Here is an 18,779-nt window from a genome sequence, read left to right as displayed (position 1 = left end):
CGGACATGACAAACATCAAACCCGCCTCGCGCGAAAGCCTCCGCGCGCCCCCGCCGCCTGGCTTGCCCGGTCCTCAGAACTTGTAGCTCACCTTCATCCAGACGTTCCTGGGCGTGCCGTAGTTGTAGCCGTTGTAGCCCCCCAGACCGCTGTAGTAATACTTGTCGGTCAGGTTTTCCACGTTGACGGACGCGGACACATGCCTGTTGAAGTCATAGCGCGCCATCAGGCCAAACAGCGTGACGCCGCCCTGGCTGGCGCGCCCTAGCCCGCCGGCTTCGTCGTAGTAGATGCTGCTCTGGTAGCTGACGTTGCCGCCGATCGTAAGCTTGCTCCATTCGCCCGGCAGCCTGTAGCTGGCGGCCAGGCGGAACAGCCGCTGCGGCGTGCTCGGCAACAGCAATGCGCCTTCGGCGTCGCGCTTGGCAAAGTAGGTGTAGCCGCCCATCAGCTGCAGGCCCGGCGCCACTTCGCCGGATGCGGTCAGCTCGAAACCCTTGCTGCGCGCGCCTTTGACGGCGCGGTAGGGAGTGCTCCCGTCCGGCAGCGGCGGGCTGGACGGATCCTCCACCGCAACGTTTTCCTCTTGGGTGCGGAATATCGCGAAGCTTGTGTTCAGCTTGCCGTCCAGGTGTTCGCCCTTCAGGCCGATTTCATAGTTCTGGCCGGTTTGAGGAGGCAGCACCACGTTGCTGGCGTCGCGCGAGGTGGTGGGAATGAAGATCCGGGTGTAGCTGGCGTAGGCCGAATAATCCTTGCTCAGGTCCACGACCACGCCGGCATAAGGCGTGAAGACGCCGTTTTCCTTTGCGGTGGGGTTGTGGGTCCAGGTGTTGGCGGGACCGTTGTAGGCCGATGAGTTTTCTTCGTACCAGGTGGTCCGCGCGCCCAGGATCAGCGACACAGGCTCGGCCACCTTCAGGCGCGCGGAACCGTAGATGGCGGTCTCCTTCGCATCCAGGAAGGTGTTGTAGAACGTGTAGGGCATGGCGGGCCGCGGCACGTCGCGCAGCTCGTAGAGATTCACGCGCCGACGGTCCCAGCCGGCGGGATTCGCCGAGTTCAGGTTGAGTTCGCTGGTGTAGCGGTTGTAGCTCAGCCCCAGGACGGCCCGGTGCTCCCTGCCGAATGCCTGGAACGGCCCTTCGGCGTAGACGTCGAAGGACTTGTTGGTGGAGCTTGCGGGGTTGTCGCGCAATTCGATGGTGGACGCGCCGGACGGATCGACAGGCTGATACGCGAGGACATAGCCCCAGGCGGCTTTTCTTTCGTTTTTCAGGCGGCTGGCGTCCATCTTGACGTGCCAGCCGCTGCCGAAGCGGTGGTCCAAGGTCGCGAATATCCGGTCCGTATACATGTCCCATTGGCTCCACGGCGTCACGGGATTGAAGGACCTGGGAAAGTTCGTGCGCGTGCCGTCGCTGTAGAACAGCGGCGCCTGGCCGAAGTTCGCGCCGTCGATGGCGGTCTTCTGGTGCTCGTAGCCGAGGCTGACCGTGGTGCTGGGCAGGATGTCGGCCTCGAGGATGCCGTAGAAGACATCGTCGGACCGCTTCTTGTAGTCGATGAAGCTGTCGCCCGCGGTGCGGGCGGCAACCACGCGGCCGCGCAGCGTGCCGGCGCTGTTCAGCGGGCCGCCCAGATCGGCTTCGGCGTTGTAGCTGTTCCAGCGGCCGACGCCGCCGGTGACGTGTCCGGCAAACTCCGATGTGGGGCGCTTGCGCACCAGGTTCACCGAACCGCCGGGTTCGCCCACGCCGTTGAGCAGGCCTGCGGCGCCGCGCACGACTTCCACCCGGTCGTAGATGGCGGTGTTGATCATGCCCGCCTCGGCCGACGGCGTCTTGAACGACAGCGTGGGCACGCCGTCAAGCATGGTGTTCAACGCAAAACCGCGCGAGGTGAATTGCACGCGCTCATCCAGCCGGTCGACGGCGATGCCGGGAGTCTGGCGCATCACCTCGTCCAGCGTGTTCAGGTTCTGGTCGTCCATCTGCTGCCGCGTGACGACGCTGATGGATTGCGGGGTTTCGCGCAGCGACAGCGGCATGCGGGTGGCGGCGCTGGTTGCCGGCACGGTATAGGAGCCTGTCCCTTCGGAGGGACCTTCGTCGCCAGCGCCGGTGACGGTCACGGCGGGCAAGGCCGTGACTTCGCCCTGCGGCAATCTGCGCAGCGTGTAGCCGCCGTCCGCGCGCCGCGCCGATTCCAGCCCGCTGCCGGCCAGCAGCTGGCGCAGCCCTTCCTCGAAGCCATAGCTGCCGCGCAATCCCGGCGACTGGAGGTCGCGCGTCAGAGCAGGATCGAACGACAGCAGGACGCCGGCCTGGGCCGCGTAGGCCGACAGCGCCGCGCTGAGCGGCCCGGGCTCGATGGCTACGCTCACCTGCCCCGCCTGCGTCTGCGCCTGGGCAGGCGTTATCAACCCGGCCAGAGGCAGCGCGAATACGCCTGCCGCGAGCAAGGCGGGGAAGGAGACGCTTGCGCGCAACGGGGGAAGCTGACGGGGCATGACATGCACTCCAGATGTTGGTCTTACCCTCGTAGCCAGATAAGACGCAGAAAGTGCTAGTCGCCGTTACAAAATAGTCCCGCCGCGCGGCACCAGCGACACCCAGTAGCGGGTGCGATGGCGCAGGCCGAGTTGCAGGGTGTCCGCCACCGTGGCCAGCACCCGGTCGGGTTCGGCCAGCGGGAAGGCGCCGGAAATCGGCAGATGCGCCACTTCGGGCGCGCAATCGATCCAGCCCGTGCGGTAACGCTGAAGCTCGCGCAGGAATTCATTCAAAGGCATGCCGTCGACCTGCAGCATGCCGCGCTGCCAGGCGGCGGGGTCGCCGGTCAGCGCTTGGGCGTCATCGATATGGCCGCCGCCAAAGCGCAGGCCCATGCCGGCGGGCACGATGCGCGCCGCATCCGCCGAAGCGCCCGGTAGCGCCACGCGCACGGCGCCTTCCAGAACCTGTACCGCCGATACGCCATCGTCGCGCCTGACCACGAAGCGCGTACCCAATGCGGTGATGCTGCCTTCGCGGGTGCGCACGATGAACGGCCGGGAAACCTGTTGCGGGTCCGGCGCGGTTTCGATCAGGATTTCGCCGCCGTGCAGCGCGATCAGCCGCTGCTGGGCATCGAACAGGACGTCCATGGCGGTGGCGGCATTGAGCACCACGCGGCTATGGTCCGCCAGCATCACCTCGCGCCGGGCGCCGACAGCAGTGCGGTATTGCGCCACCCAGCCGCGCCAGGCTTCATCGACCTGCGCGTAGCCGATGGCGCCTCCGGCGCCGATCAGCACCAGCAGCTTGCCCAGCGCGGCGCGGCGGGCGGACGAGCGCGGTCGCCCCAACACGGGCAGCATGCCCTTGGGCAACGCCTCAAAACGGCGCGTAAGCGCTTCGGTGCGCTGCCAGGCGCGCTCGTGTTCAGGATCGGCCTGGCGCCAGGCTTGCCACGCCTCTCGGTCCGCCTGACTGGCGCTGCCCGAGGTCAGCCGCAGAAACCAGTCCACCGCGCCGTCCAACGCACGCGGATCGATGCGCCCTGCCTCGCCGGCGCTCATGGCGCGAACTCCAGGCACTGGCGCAGGGCGCGCGCGATGTACAGCCGCACCGAGCCGACCGACACGCCCAGCGTCTTGGCAATATCCGCGTGCGTCTGCCCTTCAAGCTGGCAAAGCAGGAAAGCGCGCCGCACCGGGACGGGCAAGCCATCCAGCATGGCGTCGATTTCACACAGGGCTTCCAGCGCCAGGGCGCGCTCCTCGGGTGACGGCGACTGCGCCTGGGGCAGCTGCGCCAGCGTTTCCAGATAGGCGCGTTCGAGATCCCTGCGGCGCAGGTGATTCACCATGAGACCGTGCGCGATGGTCGCCAGATAGGAACGCGGCTCGCGGATGTCGCCCGGATCACGGCGGGCCAGCACACGCAGATAGGTGTCATGCACCAGGTCGGCGGCGTCGAAAGCGCATCCCAGTTTTTTACGCAGCCAGCCCTGCAGCCAGCCTTGGTGTTCCTGGTACAGCGTATGCAGGGGGTGCCGCGGAGAGGGATCGGAGGCGGCCATGAAGACGCACGGTTATAAATGAGAATGACTACAATTTACAACATAGTACCCTGCACCGGGTGAAATGACTGCGCCCGGCCGCTGAATCCAGGGGCCGGGCGCAATGGGGAAATCCAGAGGGAAGCTGGCGTCTTACTTCTTCGACGCGTCCTGCTCCACCACCATGTCCAGCACATACACCTGCTTGGGCGCATCCGCGGGCGGGTTCTTCCAGTCGTAGCGCTTCACGCGCAGCACGGTGCGCACGCCATCCTGGTGCTGGAAGCCTTCGATGGACTGATACAACGGATGCCACTTGTCCTGGGTAGGCTGCTGCACGCCGGCTTCGTTGTAGCGGCGCTCGCGCACCATCAGGCACTGATAATTGGGAATCAGCGGATGACTGCACTCCGTCTTCTTCGCGGCAACTTCCAGGAACATGATTTCGCCAGCGCTGCCGTACAGGGTCTCGGGCGTCGGTTCGCCGACGAACTTCAGGACGCTGCCGTCCTGCGCAACCAGCTCCAGTCCGGGTTCGGAAGCGTGTCCGCTGAGCGTGGCGCGCAGGTCGCCCTTCATGCGCTGGCCGATCTCGGCGTCCAGGCGCATCAGGCTCTGGTCGCAGGCCTTCATGGTCGACGCGAGGTTCGCCACCTGCAGCACGCCGTTCTTGTAGGTGTAGCCCCCGAACTGCGCATTGCAGCCGCCGCGGATGTTCAAGGCGTCCTGCGTGAACGACAGGCGCAGTTGGTGTTCGACGCCAGCCTGCAGCGCGGCTATCGGCTTGCCCGCTGCATCGGTGGCGGAAGCCAGGCGCCAGTAATAGGCGGGCAGGCTAACTTCAGGGCTGGCGGGCGTGGTGGCGGTAGTGGGCATGGAGGACGATCCTTCACGGGGAGAGGAAGTCGGAGCGCAAGCTTGCAGCAGCGCGGCGCATACGGACGCAAGGAGGATGGTTTTCTTCATGGTTCGTGTCCTGTCAGCCGGATGGCACTGATGAAAAACGGGATTCTACGTTCGCGGGATGGACGTTTTAAACACGCAGCCATCCAGTCGGTTTCAAAATCTTGCCGCAGATCCGGCCTGAAAAACACCCTCAGAGCAACGCAATCTACGGGTTTTCCCTAGGTAAACGTATAGCGCTCTTGCCTGCCAGCGGATCACCGTGAGGTTCCGCTTGACTTACAACTAAATACATAACCCTCAAAATACTGCAAGTATTGCCAATCCACCGGGAACTGCACGCAATACGCGCAAACCACCGCAATACAAGGCCGATCGCGCGCTCGCGATCGGCTCGCCAGCGTCAATTGGCAGGGTAGGCCGCGCCCGTCAGGCAGGCTCGAGCCCACTCATAGTCGTCATCGCCCACGATCTCTCCATCGATCTTGGGCAGCGGCTGGGCTGGATAGGAAAAGTCTGGCTTTTTCGGCTTCATGTTCCATTTTGTCTCGCCCGCCTTATCGGAGCATGCCTCGTCCGAGCTGCTGAACGAGCAGGATGCCGCCAACTGCGGCTTGCCGTCCACGACGTTGGCGACATAACGCTTGGTGTAGACGCCGCCCGACGCCCAGTACTCGTCGACCGAGCAGATGCGGTCATTATTCTGGTAATGCCGCGTCGCGAAGCAGCCGTAGTAGGCATTTTCGCCTGGGAAGACGTCGCAAGAAGTCGAGTAGCCGGCGTAAGCGCCGCCGGTGAATTGCGCCTGGAACTGCTGCTGGCGGACTGCGCTGCCGATCATGTCGGGGAGCGTTGCGCCCTTGTGCGTCTCCTTGAGCTGCGCCGTGCGGCTTTGGATCAAATCGCGAGCGACGCCTGCGGCCGTCTTGCCGTCGGGAACCGAACTCGGGTCCTCGATCAGGTTCGTGAGCGCGCGGTCGCGCGCCACAATCCAGCGCTTCTGGTTGTGCGCCAGCATGGCGCGGATATCTCCGTCGGGAGCCTGTTTCAGAATCGCGGCGTAAGCCCGGTTCAACTCGGCGTCCGCCGCCACGGTCTTGCGGTCCGAGCAGATCAGCTTTTCCACGGCGCTGGCGGCTTTGGCGCAATCGATCGCATAGGCGGGCGCGGCAAGCGCGAACAGGCCGGCGACGCACAGCAGGCGGCCCACGGGGATTCCAGATTTCATGTGACGTTTCTCTTTGAGAATGCGCTGCGCAGCGTTTCGATGCTTGCAGACCGTTAAGCCATTCATCGCAAGGCGGCAGCAAGGCTGCAATTTTGCACGCGACTTTTTAACAGACTGGAAACAGAGTTCAACGCTCTGCAACGCAGCGCGGATTGCACAGTCCATTGGAATATTCCCCTTCCCCTGCTCGTCTACTCAGTGGCAAGCCGCGCAAGAGACCACGCAGCACGCCACGGATCAACCAGCCGAACGCGCCGGACGCCCGGCGTCGGTCAGCGCAGAAATGGAAGTCTTGATATGAAGTCGATCAGATCGTTTGCCTGCGGCATTGCCCTGGCTTGCACCGCCGCCGGCAGCGCCTGGGCCGCTCCGGGCCTGAACGTGTACGGCCCCGGCGGTCCCGCGCCGGCGATGAAGGAAGCGGCCACTGCGTTCGGCAAGCTGCACGGCATTGACGTCAGCGTCACCGCGGGCCCCACGCCGGCCTGGGCCGACAAGGCCAAACAGGACGCCGACGTGATCTACAGCGGCGCCGAAAACATGATGAGTGGTTTCGCCTCGGCGCTGCCCGGCGTGTTCGAGCTGCGCGAGGCCCGCACGCTGTACCTGAGGCCCTCGGCCATCCTGGTGCGTCCGGGCAATCCCAAGGCAATCAAGGGCTTCAAGGATCTGCTCAAGCCCGGCATCAAGGTCATGGCCGTGTCCGGCGCGGGCCAGACGGGACTGTGGGAAGACGTGGCCGGCCGTCTTGGCGACATCGAAACCGTGCGCGCCTTCCGCGCCAACCTCGTGCTGCCGGAGGCCGGCAACAGCGCACAGGCGCGCACCCAATGGACCGAGGACAAGACCATAGACGCCTGGCTGATCTGGAACATCTGGCAGGTGTCCAACCCCGAGCTCGCCAGCATGGTCGAGGTGGAAGAGCCCTACCGCATCTATCGCGACGCGGGCGCCGTCGTGACCAGGAAAGGCAAGGGCAATGCCCAGGCGCAGGCCTTTGTCGACTTCCTGACCGCGCCCGAAGGCCGGGCGATCTTCAAGAAATGGGGCTGGAAGACGGATTGAAGTCCGCCAGGAGCCGGACGTAAAAAAGCCCGCGATTCCCTGGGAATTGCGGGCTTTCCGATGCGCTCGGACCGGGACGCGCAAGGCGTCCCGAAAACTCAGCCGGCCACGCGGAAGCGCTCGGCGTCGTCCATGAACGCCTTTTCGCCGAAGCCGTTTTCGTTGGAGCCGAACGGCATCTGCGCGCGCAGCTTCCAATACGCCGGAACGTTCCATTCGCGGGCGACGGCGGCGTCGATCAGCGGGTTGTAGTGCTGCAGGCTGGCGCCCACGCCCGCGCTGGCCAGGGTGCTCCAGACCGACAACTGGGCCATGCCGCCCGCCTGCTCGGACCAGACCGGGAAGTTGTCCGCGTACAGCGCGAATTTTTCCTGCAAGCCCTGCACCACGCCCTGGTCTTCAAAGAACAGCACGGTGCCCACGCCCGCGGCGAAGCTCTTGAGCTTGGCTTCGGTCTGGGCAAAGCTCTCGGCCGGCGCGACCTTGCGCACTTCTTCGATCGCGATGTTCCAGAGCTTTTCGCTCTCGGCGCCGAACAGGATCACGGCGCGCGAACTTTGCGAATTGAACGACGAGGGGCTGTGCTTGATCGCTTCCTGGATCAGGGAGGTCAGTTCCTCCTTGGAGATCGACAGGTTGCGGCCCAGCGAGTACTGCGTGCGACGCTGCTTGAGGGCGTCCAGATAAGCGTTGCTCATGACGTTGTGGCCTTCCGACGAGTAGATAGAGGAAAATGCATGGCGAATTCTACCGACCGGCAATTGTCCCGAATACGTCCAGGAAGCCAAAAAACACCCCATTGCGCGGAACAAACTGTTCCGCCTATCGACCAAATCGGCTCTGCGCAAGGTGACGGACAGCCCAATCCAAGGACCCAACGTGCATTACACCCAAGACCCGAACACCCCCGCCGCCGCCGATATCGGCTTTGACGACTTTCTCAAGGTCGACATCCGCATCGGTACCATCCAGTCGGCGCAAGCCTTTCCCGAGGCGCGCAAACCCGCCTACAAGCTGACGATAGATTTCGGCGCCGGCGTGGGCATCCGCAAGAGTTCGGCGCAGATCACCGATCGCTACACGCTGGAACAGCTGACGGGCAAGCGCGTCATGGCGGTGGTGAACTTTCCGCCGCGCCAGATCGGGCCGATGAAATCCGAAGTGCTGGTGCTGGGTTTCGCGGACGAGTCCGGCGGCATCGTGCTGGCAGTGCCGGACGATCAGGTTCCCAATGGCACCCGCCTGACCTGACCTCCCGAGCCCCGGAGTTTCCTCCATCGGGGCTTTCCCCTATTACTTGTCTGCCGTCAAAAAACTATCGTATTCGAGAATTATCAAATAAGAGAATTCTCGCTTCCGACAAAATGACAGCAGAACCCCTATTCGATTACGCCGTGATCGGCGCCGGCATCGCCGGCGCTTCCGTGGCCTACCGCCTGAGCGCCACGGCCTCGGTGGCCGTGTTGGAACGCGAGGCCCAGCCGGGCTACCACTCCACCGGCCGTTCCGCGGCCATGTTCATGGAAACCTACGGCACGGACCAGATCAAGGCGCTCACGCGCGCCAGCCGCGCCTTCTACGAAAATCCGCCGCAGGGCTTCAGCGAGCATCCGCTGCTCAGCCCGCGCGGCGTGCTGTACATCGCCACGCCCGAACAGCGGGACCTGCTGCGCCAGGTCTATGACGACTTCCGCAGCCAATCGCCCAATGTGGCGCTGATCGACGCCGAAGCGGCCGTCGAGCGCGTGCCCTGTCTGCGCGCCGACCAGATCTGCGGCGCCATCGAAGAACCGGACGCGCGCGACATCGACGTGCACGCGCTGCATCAGGGCTTTCTGCGCGGCATGTCGCGCCAGGGCGCAGTGCTGCACAACAATGCCGAAGTCGTGTCGGCCGCCCATGCGGGCGACGTCTGGACGCTGACGCTGGCCGATGGCCGCAGCCTGCGTGCGCGAGCGCTGGTCAACGCCGCGGGCGCCTGGGCGGACCATACCGCGGCCCTCTGCGGGGCCTCGCCCGTCGGCCTTCAGCCGTGCCGCCGCACCGCCTTCACGTTCTCCGGCCCGCAGGACGTGGACTTTGCCCATTGGCCGGCCGTGGTCGGCGTCGACGAAAGCTATTACTTCAAGCCCGATGCCGGCCAATTGCTGGGATCGCCGGCCAACGCCGATCCGGTCGCCGCGCATGACGTGGTGCCGGAAGAACTGGACGTGGCCACCGGCATCTACCGCATCGAAAGCGCGACCTCGCTCACCATCCGCCGCCCCAAGCACACCTGGGCCGGCCTGCGTTCCTTCGTGCGCGACGGCGATTTCGTGGTCGGCTGGGATGCCGATGCGCCCGCCTTCTTCTGGCTGGCGGCCCAAGGCGGCTATGGTATCCAGACGGCCGCGGCGACTTCTGAGCTGGCTGCCGCGCTGCTCACGCGCCAGCCGCTGCCCGCCCATCTGCATGCGCACGGCGTGAATGCCGAAGCCGTGCGTCCTGCGCGATTGCGCTGAACCCACCCCCTTGCCTGCGAGAGTCCACCATGACCACCATTGCCCGCTACCCCAGCCCCCTGCCCCTGCCGTTCTCCCGCGCCACCCAGGCCGGCGGCTTCCTGTTCCTGTCGGGCCAGATCCCGATGGACGCCAACGGCCAGGTCGTGCGCGGCGACATCACCGCCCAGACCCATGCCGCCATCGAGCGCATCAAGGAAACGCTGGCCCTGGCGGGCGCCACCCTCAAGGACGTGGTGCGCGTGACGGTATGGCTGTCGGACCTGGAGCTCTTTGCGCAGTTCAACGACGCCTACCGCAGCCATTTCTCGTCCGACTTCCCTTCGCGTTCGACGGTCGAGGCCAAGCTGGCCATGGGCGTGGACGTGGAAATCGAGGTGCAGGCCTGGCTGGGCGCGGCAGTCGCGCACGGCGGCTACACGCCGGGCCCCGTGTCCGAAGCCTGATCCCGCCCCGCGGGCCTGTCCGATGGTTTGACACTGCCCGGCCCTCGCGCCAGGCGGTGCGGTCTTTTCCTTGCGCTCGCGGCAACGCCTGCGCCCCCATGTGCACATCCTTACGCGGAGCGGCAGCATGAAAATCTTTTCCGGGTCCCTGGCGACCGAGACGAACACCTTCTCTCCCATCCCGACCGGGCTGTCGGCCTATCGGGCGCGCGGCTACTACCCCGCAGGCCAGCATCCGGACCGCATGCAGATGTTCTCGGGGCCGCTGTGGGCGGCGCGCCAGCGCGCGCAAGGCAAGAACTGGACCTTGATCGAAGGCCTGACCGCCGGCGCAACGCCGGCCGGCATCACCACCCGCCACGCCTACGAAACCCTGCGCGACGAACTGCTGGGCGACCTGAAGCGCGCGGGCCGCGTCGACATCGCCCTGTTCGGCCTGCACGGCGCCATGGTGGCCGACGGCTACGACGACTGCGAAGGCGACCTGCTGCGCCGCGCGCGCGAGATCGTGGGCCCCGACACCGTGATCGGCGCCGAACTGGACCCGCATTGCCACATGACGGCGGACATGGTGGAAAGCGCCGACTTCCTGGTGTGCTTCAAGGAATATCCGCACACCGACATCCTGGAACGCGCCTACGACCTGGTGGACCTGTGCGTGGCGCGCGCCGAAGGCCGCATCAAGCCGGCGCGCGCCGTGTACGACTGCGAGATGATCTCCATCATGCACACCAGCCGCGAACCCATGCGCAGCTTCGTCGACCGCCTGCTCGCGATGGAAGGCAAGGAAGGCGTGCTGTCGGTGTCGATCGCGCATGGCTTCCCGTGGGGCGACACCCCCGACATGGGTTCCAAGGTGCTGGTCTATACCGACGGCGACCAGGCCCAGGCCAACGCCCTGGCGCGCGCGCTGGGCGAAGAGATCATCGGCTTTCGCAACCAGTTGGCGCCGCCCTACCCCGGCGCCGACGAAGCGCTGGACCAGGCCCTGGCGTTGAACGACTTCCCGGTGGTGCTGGCCGATTCCGCCGACAACGCGGGCGGCGGCGCCCCCAGCGACGCCACCTTCATCCTGGAACGCGTGCTGGCGCGCGGCATCACCGACGTCGCGACCGGCCCCTTCTGGGATCCGGTGGCGGTGCAGCTCTGTTTCGAAGCTGGCGAAGGCGCGCGCATCCAGCTGCGCATCGGCGGCAAGGTCGCGCCGGTATCGGGACAGCCGCTGGACCTGGACTGCGAAATCGTGGCGCTCAAGCGCGACGCCATCATGACCGGGCTGGCCGGCACGCCCGCCCTGCTGGGCGACGTGGCCATCGTGCGCAGCCAGGGCGTGACCATCGCCCTGACCACCAACCGCACCCAGGCCATGGGCACCGACCTGTTCACGCAGTTCGGCGTGGACCTGCAGGCCATGAGGCTCATCATCGTGAAATCGTCGCAGCATTTCTACGCCTCGTATTCGCAGGTCGGCCGCCACGTCATCTACGTGGAAACGCCGGGCGCCATCACCACCGACTACAACGCGCTGCCTTACACCAAGCGCAAATTGCCGAAGTGGCCGTTCAAGGCCTGAGGCTCAACGATCGCCGCCCGACCAGGGCATGGGAATAACGAAGGGGATAACAATGATCAGACGTTTCAGTTTGCTGGGCGCAGCCGCCCTGCTGGCCATGGGGGCCGCCACCGGCGCGCTGGCGCAGACCAAGACCCTGCGCCTGGTGCCGCACGCGGACCTCAAGACGCTGGACCCGCTGTTCAACACGGCCTACATCACGCGCAACCACGGCTACATGGTGTTCGACACCCTGTTCTCGCAGGACAGCAAGGGCCAGGTCAAGCCGCAGATGGTGGACAGCTGGACCGTGTCCGAGGACGGCAAGAGCTGGAGCTTCACCTTGCGCCCAGGCCTGAAGTTCAATGACGGCACACCCGTCAAGGCCGAGGACTGCGTGGCGTCGATCCAGCGTTGGGCCAAGAAGGACACGCTGGGCCAGGCCATGATGGCCGCGGGCGCGGAACTCGCGGTGACCGGCGACAACAGCTTCACGCTGACGCTGAAGGAGCCTTTCGGCCTGGTGCTGGACGCCCTGTCCAAGCCTTCCGGCATGCCGCCCTTCATCATGCCCAAGCGCCTGGCCATGACGGACCCGAACACCCAGGTCACGGAAATGGTCGGCTCGGGCCCCTTCCTCTTCAAGCGCGATGAATGGGTGCCGGGCAACAAGGTCGTGTACGTGAAAAACCCGGCCTACGTGCCGCGCACGGAACCTGCCGACGGCCTGGCGGGCGGCAAGAACGTCAAGGTGGACCGCGTCGAGTGGGTCTACATTCCCGACGGCAACACGGCCACCGCCGCCCTGATGAACGGCGAAGTCGACATGATCGAACAGACCACGCCCGACTTCCTGCCCGTGCTGGAGACCAACAAGGACATCACCCTGAACACGTCCGTCGCGACGCAGGGCATGGTCATCCTCAATTCGCTGCATCCGCCCTTCGACAACCAGCTTGCCCGCCAGGCGCTCTACCACCTGGTGAACCAGAAGGAAATGCTGTCGGCCATGGGCTACCCGGAGAAATACCGCGTGGACTATTGCCCCAGCCTCTTTGTCTGCGGCTCGCCGCTGGCCAGCGACGCGGGCGCGGCGCCGTATGCCAAGACCGACCCGGCGCGCGCCAAGCAACTGCTGCAGGAAGCCGGCTACAAGGGCGAGAAAGTCGTGGTGCTGTACCCCACGGACCACCTCAGCGCGCCCGCCGTCATGGTGCTGACGCAGAACATGAAGAAGGCCGGCATCAACGTCGACCTGCAATCCATGGACTGGGCCTCCCTGGCCGGACGCCGCCTGAAGAAGGATCCGCCCGCGCAAGGCGGCTGGAACGTCTTCCTGACCTGGGGCGGCTATTACGACGCCAGCACGCCGGTGACCAATCCCTGGATGTCCGCCGCTTGCGGCAACAGCCTGCCGGGCTGGCCCTGCGACAAGGAACTGGACGCGCTGCGCACCAGCTGGATCCGCGAAACGGACCCGGCCAAGCGCAAGGACATCGCCGCGCAGATGCAGGCGCGCGCCTACCAGAGCGTGCCGTATGTCATGTGGGGGGAATTCAAGCCCGTGTCCGCGTTCCGCGGCTTGCAGCACACCGAACTGCTGAAGACCGGCATCCCGGTGATGTGGAACATCGAGAAGCCGTAAGGCGGGCGCCGGGCGCCATGTGCGCCCGGCCACAAGCCGGGGGAAAACCAGCGTGAAATACATACTGCGCCGCATCGCGGCCGTCATTCCTGTCATGGCCGTGGTCGCGGTCGTGGTGTTCCTGCTGATCCACCTGTCGCCGGGCGATCCCGCGGCGGTGATCGCGGGCGACAACGCCACCGCCGACGACGTGGAGAAGATCCGCCAGAACCTGGGGCTGGACAAACCATTGCTGCAGCAGTTCGGCATCTGGGTCAGCCACATCGCCACTGGTGATCTGGGCACGTCGATGTCGACACAGATTCCGGTCTCGCAGCTGATCGGCCAGCGCATGGGGCCGACGCTGTCCATCGCCATTTTCACCATGCTGTTCGCGGTGATCGCGGCGATTCCGCTGGGCGTGCTGGCGGCCTGGCACGCGGGACGCTGGCTCGACCGGCTGGTCATGATAGGCGCGGTCTGCGCATTCTCGGTGCCGGTGTTCCTGATCGGCTACAGCCTGGTCTACGGCTTTTCGATCAAGCTGGGCTGGCTGCCGGTGCAGGGCTACAAGCCCCTGGCCGACGGCGTGGTGCCCTACCTGCGCCATCTGGTGCTGCCCTGCCTGTCGCTGGGCCTGGTCTACATGGCGCTGCTCACGCGCATGACGCGCGCCACCATGCTGGAAGCCCTGTCCGAAGACTACATCCGCACCGCCCGCGCCAAGGGCCTGGCGGCTGGCCCCATCGTCTGGCATGCGCTGAAGAATGCCGCCAATCCCATCGTCACCACCATCGGCGTGGGCGTGGCCCTGCTGATCGGCGGCGTCGTGGTCACGGAAACCGTATTCGCGATTCCCGGCCTGGGCCGCCTGACCATCGACGCCGTGCTGCGCCACGACTATCCCGTGATCCAGGGCGTGCTGCTGGTGGCCTCCGGCATCTATGTCCTGATCAACCTGCTGGTCGACCTGAGCTACCGGCTCTTCGATCCGCGCATCCGCTATTGAACGGGGACTACGCATGACGACCACTACCCTGTCCCTGCCCGCGCGCCGGCCGCGCCATCGCCGCGTGCTGCGCTCGCTGCGCCGCCATCCCATGCTTTACATCGGCGGCGCCATCCTGCTGGCGCTGGCCGCGATTGCGCTGGCCGCGCCCTGGCTGGCCACCGTCGATCCGCAGGACATCAATCCGCTGGCGCGCATGAAGCCGCCATCGTCCGAACACTTCTTCGGCACCGACGCGCTGGGCCGCGACGTCTATTCGCGCACCGTCTGGGGCGCCCGCGTCTCGCTGGTGGTCGGCATCGTGGTGGCGATGGTCTCCACCGTCGCCGGCGTGGCCCTGGGCATGGCCGCGGGCTACTTCCGGCGCATCGACGCCTTCATCATGCGCATCATGGACGGCCTGATGGCCATTCCGGGCGTGCTGCTGGCCATCGCCCTGATGGCCACGCTGAAGGGCGGCCTGGGCACCGTGATCATCGCCATCGTCATCCCCGAGGTGCCGCGCGTGGTGCGGCTGGTGCGGGCGCTGGTGCTGACGATACGCGAGCAGCCCTATATCGAGGCCGCCATTTCGTCCGGCACGCGCGTGCCCGCGATTCTGCTGCGCCACATCCTGCCCAACCTGTTCGCCCCGCTGATGGTGCAGGCCACCTTCATCGCGGCGTCCGCCATCCTGACCGAGGCCGTACTGAGCTTCCTGGGCGTGGGCATACCGCCGCAGATCCCCAGCTGGGGCAACATCATGGCCGAAGGCCGCAACTTCGTGGCCGTGGCTTTCCACATCATCCTGTATCCGGGCTTGTTCCTGGGCGTGGCCGTCCTGGCCGTCAATCTGGTGGGCGACGGGCTGCGCGACATGCTCGATCCCCGCCTGGCGAAAAAGCTGTAGGAGCGCCCATGCAAACCCAACCCGTCTTGCGCGTGCACGACCTCACCACCTGTTTCGATGGCGATGAAACCACAGTGCTTGCCGTGGACCGCCTGTCCTTCGACCTGATGCCCGGTGAAACCCTGGGCCTGGTCGGCGAATCCGGCTGCGGCAAGAGCGTCACGTCCCTGTCCATCATGCGCCTGTTGCGCGCCCCCGGGCGAGTGGCCGGCGGCAGCATCGAGTTCGACGGCCAGGATCTGCTGGCGCTGCCAGAAAAGGCCATGCGCGCGATCCGCGGCAACCAGATCTCGATGATCTTCCAGGAACCCATGACCTCGCTGAACCCGGTGTTCACGGTGGGCCGGCAGATCAGCGAATCGCTCATGCTGCACCAGGGCCTGTCGCGGCGCGAGGCCATGGCGCAGGCCGAATCGCTGCTGGAGCTGGTGCAGATCTCCGACCCGGCGCGCCGGGTGCGCGAGTATCCCTACCAGCTGTCGGGCGGCATGCGCCAACGCGCCATGATCGCCATGGCGCTGGCCTGCCAGCCCAAGGTCCTGATCGCCGACGAGCCCACCACCGCGCTGGACGTCACCATCCAGGCGCAGATCCTGCACCTGCTGCGGGAAATCCAGCAGCGGCTGGGCACCTCCATCGTGCTGATCACCCATGACCTGGGCGTGGTCGCGCAGATGTGCCAGCGCGTCATCGTGATGTACGCCGGGCGCAAGGTCGAGGAAGGCAGCGTCGACGACATCCTGGACCGTGCGCAGCATCCCTATACCCAGGCGCTGATCCGCTCGTTGCCTGACTTCGCCGACGGCCAGGACCATACGGCGCGGCTGGCCGAGCTGCCTGGCATCGTGCCAGTGATGACGCCCGAGTCGCGCGGCTGCGCCTTCGCGGCGCGCTGCCCGGAGGCGCAACCGCGCTGTTCCGAGCAGGCGCCTCCGGCCGCCGATGCCGGCAGCCGCCACCGCGTCTGGTGCTGGGCCCGCGCGGCCGAACCCGCCCCCGCCGCCCTGACCGCCTGAGGCCCGCCATGAATCTGCACGACATCCCCCTTGCGAGCGCCGTGTCCGCGCCCGCCGCCGACGCCCCGCCCATGCTGGAAGTCGTCGGCCTGAAGAAACACTACCCCGTGGACAGCGGCAGCGGCGCCAAGGTGCTGCGCGCGGTCGACGGCGTTTCCCTGTCGGTGCCGCGCGGCCAGACGCTGAGCCTCGTGGGCGAATCCGGCTGCGGCAAATCGACCACCGGCAAATGCCTGATCCGCCTGACCGATCCCACCGAAGGTCGCATCCTGCTGGAAGGCCGCGACCTGGCCGCCATGAACAGCCGCGAGCTGCGCGCCATGCGCCAGCGCATGCAGTTCATCTTCCAGGATCCGTTCTCGTCGATGAACCCGCGCATGCGGGTGCGCGACATCATCGGCGAGCCGCTGCGCGCCTTCGGCCACAGCCGCGCGGCCATCCGCGACCGAGTCGCGCAGTTGCTGGCCCGCGTCAGCCTGCGCCCGGACGCCGCCGACCGCTATCCCCACGAGTTCTCCGGCGGCCAGCGCCAGCGCATCGTGATCGCCCGCGCGCTGGCGCTGGACCCGGGCCTGATCGTTTGCGATGAACCGGTGTCGGCGCTGGACGTGTCGGTGCAGGCGCAGGTCATCAATCTGTTGATGGACCTGCAGCGCGACCTGGGGCTGACCTATGTCTTCATTTCGCACGACCTGAGCGTGGTGCGCCACATCAGCCATCGCGTCGCCGTGATGTACCTGGGCAAGATCGTCGAGACCGGCACCCGCGAGGCCATCTTCGAACGGCCCGCCCATCCCTATACCCGCGCCCTGCTGGCCGCCGTCCCTTCGGCCCGACAGGGCGAGCGCAAGCCCGTGGAAGTGCTCAAGGGCGAGATTCCCAGCCCGCTGTCGCCGCCCTCGGGCTGCGCCTTCCGCACCCGTTGCCCGATGGCGCAGCCGCGTTGCGCCGAGGAAGCGCCGCAGCCGCGCCAGATCGCCCCCGAACAGCAGGTCGCCTGCCACTTCGCCACCCCCGTTTAGCCGGAGATACGCATGTCCCAGACCGACGCCACCCCGTTCGACTACATCCTTGCCGGCGGCACCGTCATCGACGGCACCAACTCGCCGGGCCGGCTGGCCGATGTCGGCGTGCGCGGCGACCGCATCGCCGCCGTCGGCGACCTGAGCGCCAGCAGTGCCCGGCGGCGCATCGACGTGGCCGGCAAAGTGGTGTCGCCGGGTTTCATCGATTCGCACACGCACGACGACAACTATCTGCTCAAGCACCGCGACATGACGCCCAAGATCTCGCAAGGCGTCACCACCGTGGTCACCGGCAACTGCGGCATCAGCCTGGCGCCGCTGGCGCATGCCAACCCGCCCGCGCCGCTGGACCTGCTGGACGAAGGCGGCTCGTTCCGCTTCGAGCGCTTCTCCGACTACCTGGAGGCCCTGCGCGCCGCGCCGCCCGCGGTCAACGCCGCCTGCATGGTAGGCCATTCCACCCTGCGCGCCGCCGTCATGCCCGATCTGAAGCGCGAAGCCACGGCGGCGGAAATCCAGGCCATGCAGGCGCTGGCCGACGACGCGCTCGCCAGCGGCGCCATCGGCATTTCCACCGGCGCGTTCTATCCGCCCGCGGCCCATGCCAGCACCGAGGAAATCATCGAGGTGTGCCGCCCGCTGGGCACGCATGGCGGCGTCTACGCCACCCACATGCGCGACGAAGGCGAACATATCGTGGCGGCGCTGGAAGAGACCTTCCGCATCGGCCGCGAACTGCACGTGCCGGTGGTGATCTCGCACCACAAGGTCATGGGCAAGCCCAACTTCGGCCGCTCCAAGGAAACGCTGGCGCTGATCGAGGCCGCCATGGCCAGCCAGGACGTGTCGCTGGACGCCTATCCCTACGTGGCCGGCTCCACCATGCTCAAGCAGGACCGCGTGCTGCTGGCTGGCCGCACGCTCATCACCTGGTGCAAGCCCTTTCCCGAACTGAGCGGGCGCGACCTGGAGGAAATCGCCGCCGAGCGCGGCAAATCCAAGTACGACGTGGTGCCGGAGCTGCAGCCCGCCGGCGCCATCTACTTCATGATGGACGAGCCCGACGTGCAGCGCATCCTGGCGTTCGGCCCCACCATGATCGGCTCCGACGGCCTGCCCCACGACGAGCGTCCGCACCCGCGACTGTGGGGCACCTTCCCGCGCGTGCTGGGCCATTACTCACGCGACCTGGGCCTGTTCCCGCTGGAAACCGCGGTCTGGAAGATGACCGGCCTGACCGCCGCCAAGTTCGGCCTGGCCGAACGCGGCCAGGTGCAGCCCGGCTACTACGCCGACCTGGTGGTCTTCGACCCCGCCACCGTGGCCGACTCGGCCACCTTCGATCGTCCCACCGAGCGCGCCGCGGGCATCCACTCGGTGTACGTCAACGGCGCGCCCGTCTGGGAAGGCCAGGCCTTCACCGGCCAGCACGCGGGCCGCGTCCTCAACCGGGCGGGTGCCTGATCCCGGCCAGCCC

General features: G+C 66.4%; 17 protein-coding genes. 11 read left to right on the top strand and 6 right to left on the bottom strand.

All coding sequences use genetic code 11. The features are described 5' to 3' along the window. Positions 1-73: 73 nt before the first annotated feature. The 5 genes from HV793_RS21225 to HV793_RS21205 all read right to left on the bottom strand — a co-directional run bounded on the left by HV793_RS21225 (position 74) and on the right by HV793_RS21205 (position 6,340). The gene (locus HV793_RS21225; RefSeq protein WP_175213898.1) at positions 74-2,512 is read right to left on the bottom strand and encodes a TonB-dependent siderophore receptor; all 2,439 of its coding nucleotides are present in this window, start codon (positions 2,510-2,512) and stop codon (positions 74-76) included. Between the two features lie 66 nt (positions 2,513-2,578). After that, positions 2,579-3,562 (bottom strand): FecR domain-containing protein, encoded by a 984-nt coding sequence (locus tag HV793_RS21220; RefSeq protein ID WP_054450303.1) that lies wholly within the window; start codon positions 3,560-3,562, stop codon positions 2,579-2,581. Next, positions 3,559-4,065 (bottom strand): sigma-70 family RNA polymerase sigma factor, encoded by a 507-nt coding sequence (locus HV793_RS21215; protein WP_054450300.1) that lies wholly within the window; start codon positions 4,063-4,065, stop codon positions 3,559-3,561. The genes HV793_RS21220 and HV793_RS21215 overlap by 4 nt, the downstream gene beginning before the upstream one ends. 132 nt (positions 4,066-4,197) lie before the next feature. Continuing rightward, on the bottom strand, positions 4,198-4,920 hold the full coding sequence (locus tag HV793_RS21210; protein WP_054450298.1) for an META and DUF4377 domain-containing protein: 723 nt from the start codon (positions 4,918-4,920) through the stop codon (positions 4,198-4,200). A 430-nt stretch (positions 4,921-5,350) separates the two neighbouring features. Further along, positions 5,351-6,340 (bottom strand): lysozyme inhibitor LprI family protein, encoded by a 990-nt coding sequence (locus HV793_RS21205; RefSeq protein ID WP_310530668.1) that lies wholly within the window; start codon positions 6,338-6,340, stop codon positions 5,351-5,353. 132 nt (positions 6,341-6,472) lie between these two features. Here HV793_RS21205 and HV793_RS21200 point away from each other — a divergent pair, with 132 nt between their 5' ends. Beyond that, positions 6,473-7,240, top strand: a complete 768-nt coding sequence (locus tag HV793_RS21200; protein WP_119448998.1) for an extracellular solute-binding protein — start codon at positions 6,473-6,475, stop codon at positions 7,238-7,240. Positions 7,241-7,338: 98 nt separating this feature from the next. Here HV793_RS21200 and HV793_RS21195 read toward each other — a convergent pair whose 3' ends face one another. Beyond that, positions 7,339-7,938 (bottom strand): nitroreductase family protein, encoded by a 600-nt coding sequence (locus HV793_RS21195; protein WP_054450292.1) that lies wholly within the window; start codon positions 7,936-7,938, stop codon positions 7,339-7,341. Between the two features lie 181 nt (positions 7,939-8,119). Between HV793_RS21195 and HV793_RS21190 the strand changes: the two genes are divergently transcribed. From HV793_RS21190 to HV793_RS21145, 10 genes are all read left to right on the top strand, one after another. Next, a complete protein-coding gene (locus tag HV793_RS21190; RefSeq protein ID WP_119448997.1) occupies positions 8,120-8,491 on the top strand; it encodes a tRNA-binding protein in 372 nt (123 codons plus the stop codon). Positions 8,492-8,604: 113 nt separating this feature from the next. Beyond that, positions 8,605-9,741, top strand: coding sequence for an NAD(P)/FAD-dependent oxidoreductase (locus HV793_RS21185; RefSeq protein WP_175213897.1), 1,137 nt, complete (start codon positions 8,605-8,607; stop codon positions 9,739-9,741). A 29-nt stretch (positions 9,742-9,770) separates the two neighbouring features. Next, positions 9,771-10,187, top strand: a complete 417-nt coding sequence (locus HV793_RS21180) for a RidA family protein (RefSeq protein ID WP_054450287.1) — start codon at positions 9,771-9,773, stop codon at positions 10,185-10,187. A gap of 127 nt (positions 10,188-10,314) precedes the next feature. Then, positions 10,315-11,760 carry a M81 family metallopeptidase gene (locus tag HV793_RS21175; RefSeq protein ID WP_175213896.1) on the top strand — a complete coding sequence of 482 codons (1,446 nt, stop codon included), beginning with the start codon at positions 10,315-10,317 and terminating at the stop codon, positions 11,758-11,760. A 52-nt stretch (positions 11,761-11,812) separates the two neighbouring features. After that, positions 11,813-13,384 (top strand): ABC transporter substrate-binding protein, encoded by a 1,572-nt coding sequence (locus HV793_RS21170; RefSeq protein WP_119448993.1) that lies wholly within the window; start codon positions 11,813-11,815, stop codon positions 13,382-13,384. A gap of 52 nt (positions 13,385-13,436) precedes the next feature. Further along, positions 13,437-14,372 (top strand): ABC transporter permease, encoded by a 936-nt coding sequence (locus HV793_RS21165; protein ID WP_175213895.1) that lies wholly within the window; start codon positions 13,437-13,439, stop codon positions 14,370-14,372. 13 nt (positions 14,373-14,385) lie between these two features. Continuing rightward, positions 14,386-15,261: an ABC transporter permease gene (locus HV793_RS21160; RefSeq protein ID WP_175213894.1), complete on the top strand. Its 876-nt coding sequence runs from the start codon at positions 14,386-14,388 to the stop codon at positions 15,259-15,261. Positions 15,262-15,269: 8 nt separating this feature from the next. Continuing rightward, a complete protein-coding gene (locus tag HV793_RS21155) occupies positions 15,270-16,277 on the top strand; it encodes an ABC transporter ATP-binding protein (RefSeq protein WP_054450277.1) in 1,008 nt (335 codons plus the stop codon). A gap of 8 nt (positions 16,278-16,285) precedes the next feature. Beyond that, a complete protein-coding gene (locus HV793_RS21150; RefSeq protein ID WP_054450273.1) occupies positions 16,286-17,299 on the top strand; it encodes an ABC transporter ATP-binding protein in 1,014 nt (337 codons plus the stop codon). A 12-nt stretch (positions 17,300-17,311) separates the two neighbouring features. Next, positions 17,312-18,766: an N-acyl-D-amino-acid deacylase family protein gene (locus HV793_RS21145; RefSeq protein WP_175213893.1), complete on the top strand. Its 1,455-nt coding sequence runs from the start codon at positions 17,312-17,314 to the stop codon at positions 18,764-18,766. The last annotated feature ends 13 nt before the right edge of the window (positions 18,767-18,779 follow it).

Origin of the sequence: Achromobacter aegrifaciens, assembly GCF_902859965.1 — a bacterium.
In the GTDB taxonomy this organism is placed as follows: Bacteria; Pseudomonadota; Gammaproteobacteria; order Burkholderiales; family Burkholderiaceae_B; genus Achromobacter; species Achromobacter aegrifaciens.
This window is presented reverse-complemented; position numbering and strand designations above follow the sequence as displayed.

Bases quoted from the DNA above. Each gene is read 5' to 3' on its own strand.
- HV793_RS21220 (WP_054450303.1), bottom strand. From the start codon at position 3,562: ATGAGCGCCGGCGAGGCAGGGCGCATCGATCCGCGTGCGTTGGACGGC.
- HV793_RS21145 (WP_175213893.1), top strand. From the start codon at position 17,312: ATGTCCCAGACCGACGCCACCCCGTTCGACTACATCCTTGCCGGCGGC.
- HV793_RS21195 (WP_054450292.1), bottom strand. From the start codon at position 7,938: ATGAGCAACGCTTATCTGGACGCCCTCAAGCAGCGTCGCACGCAGTAC.
- HV793_RS21160 (WP_175213894.1), top strand. From the start codon at position 14,386: ATGACGACCACTACCCTGTCCCTGCCCGCGCGCCGGCCGCGCCATCGC.
- HV793_RS21200 (WP_119448998.1), top strand. From the start codon at position 6,473: ATGAAGTCGATCAGATCGTTTGCCTGCGGCATTGCCCTGGCTTGCACC.
- HV793_RS21180 (WP_054450287.1), top strand. From the start codon at position 9,771: ATGACCACCATTGCCCGCTACCCCAGCCCCCTGCCCCTGCCGTTCTCC.
- HV793_RS21150 (WP_054450273.1), top strand. From the start codon at position 16,286: ATGAATCTGCACGACATCCCCCTTGCGAGCGCCGTGTCCGCGCCCGCC.
- HV793_RS21205 (WP_310530668.1), bottom strand. From the start codon at position 6,340: ATGGACTGTGCAATCCGCGCTGCGTTGCAGAGCGTTGAACTCTGTTTC.
- HV793_RS21170 (WP_119448993.1), top strand. From the start codon at position 11,813: ATGATCAGACGTTTCAGTTTGCTGGGCGCAGCCGCCCTGCTGGCCATG.
- HV793_RS21155 (WP_054450277.1), top strand. From the start codon at position 15,270: ATGCAAACCCAACCCGTCTTGCGCGTGCACGACCTCACCACCTGTTTC.
- HV793_RS21175 (WP_175213896.1), top strand. From the start codon at position 10,315: ATGAAAATCTTTTCCGGGTCCCTGGCGACCGAGACGAACACCTTCTCT.
- HV793_RS21215 (WP_054450300.1), bottom strand. From the start codon at position 4,065: ATGGCCGCCTCCGATCCCTCTCCGCGGCACCCCCTGCATACGCTGTAC.
- HV793_RS21210 (WP_054450298.1), bottom strand. From the start codon at position 4,920: ATGCCCACTACCGCCACCACGCCCGCCAGCCCTGAAGTTAGCCTGCCC.
- HV793_RS21185 (WP_175213897.1), top strand. From the start codon at position 8,605: ATGACAGCAGAACCCCTATTCGATTACGCCGTGATCGGCGCCGGCATC.
- HV793_RS21225 (WP_175213898.1), bottom strand. From the start codon at position 2,512: ATGCCCCGTCAGCTTCCCCCGTTGCGCGCAAGCGTCTCCTTCCCCGCC.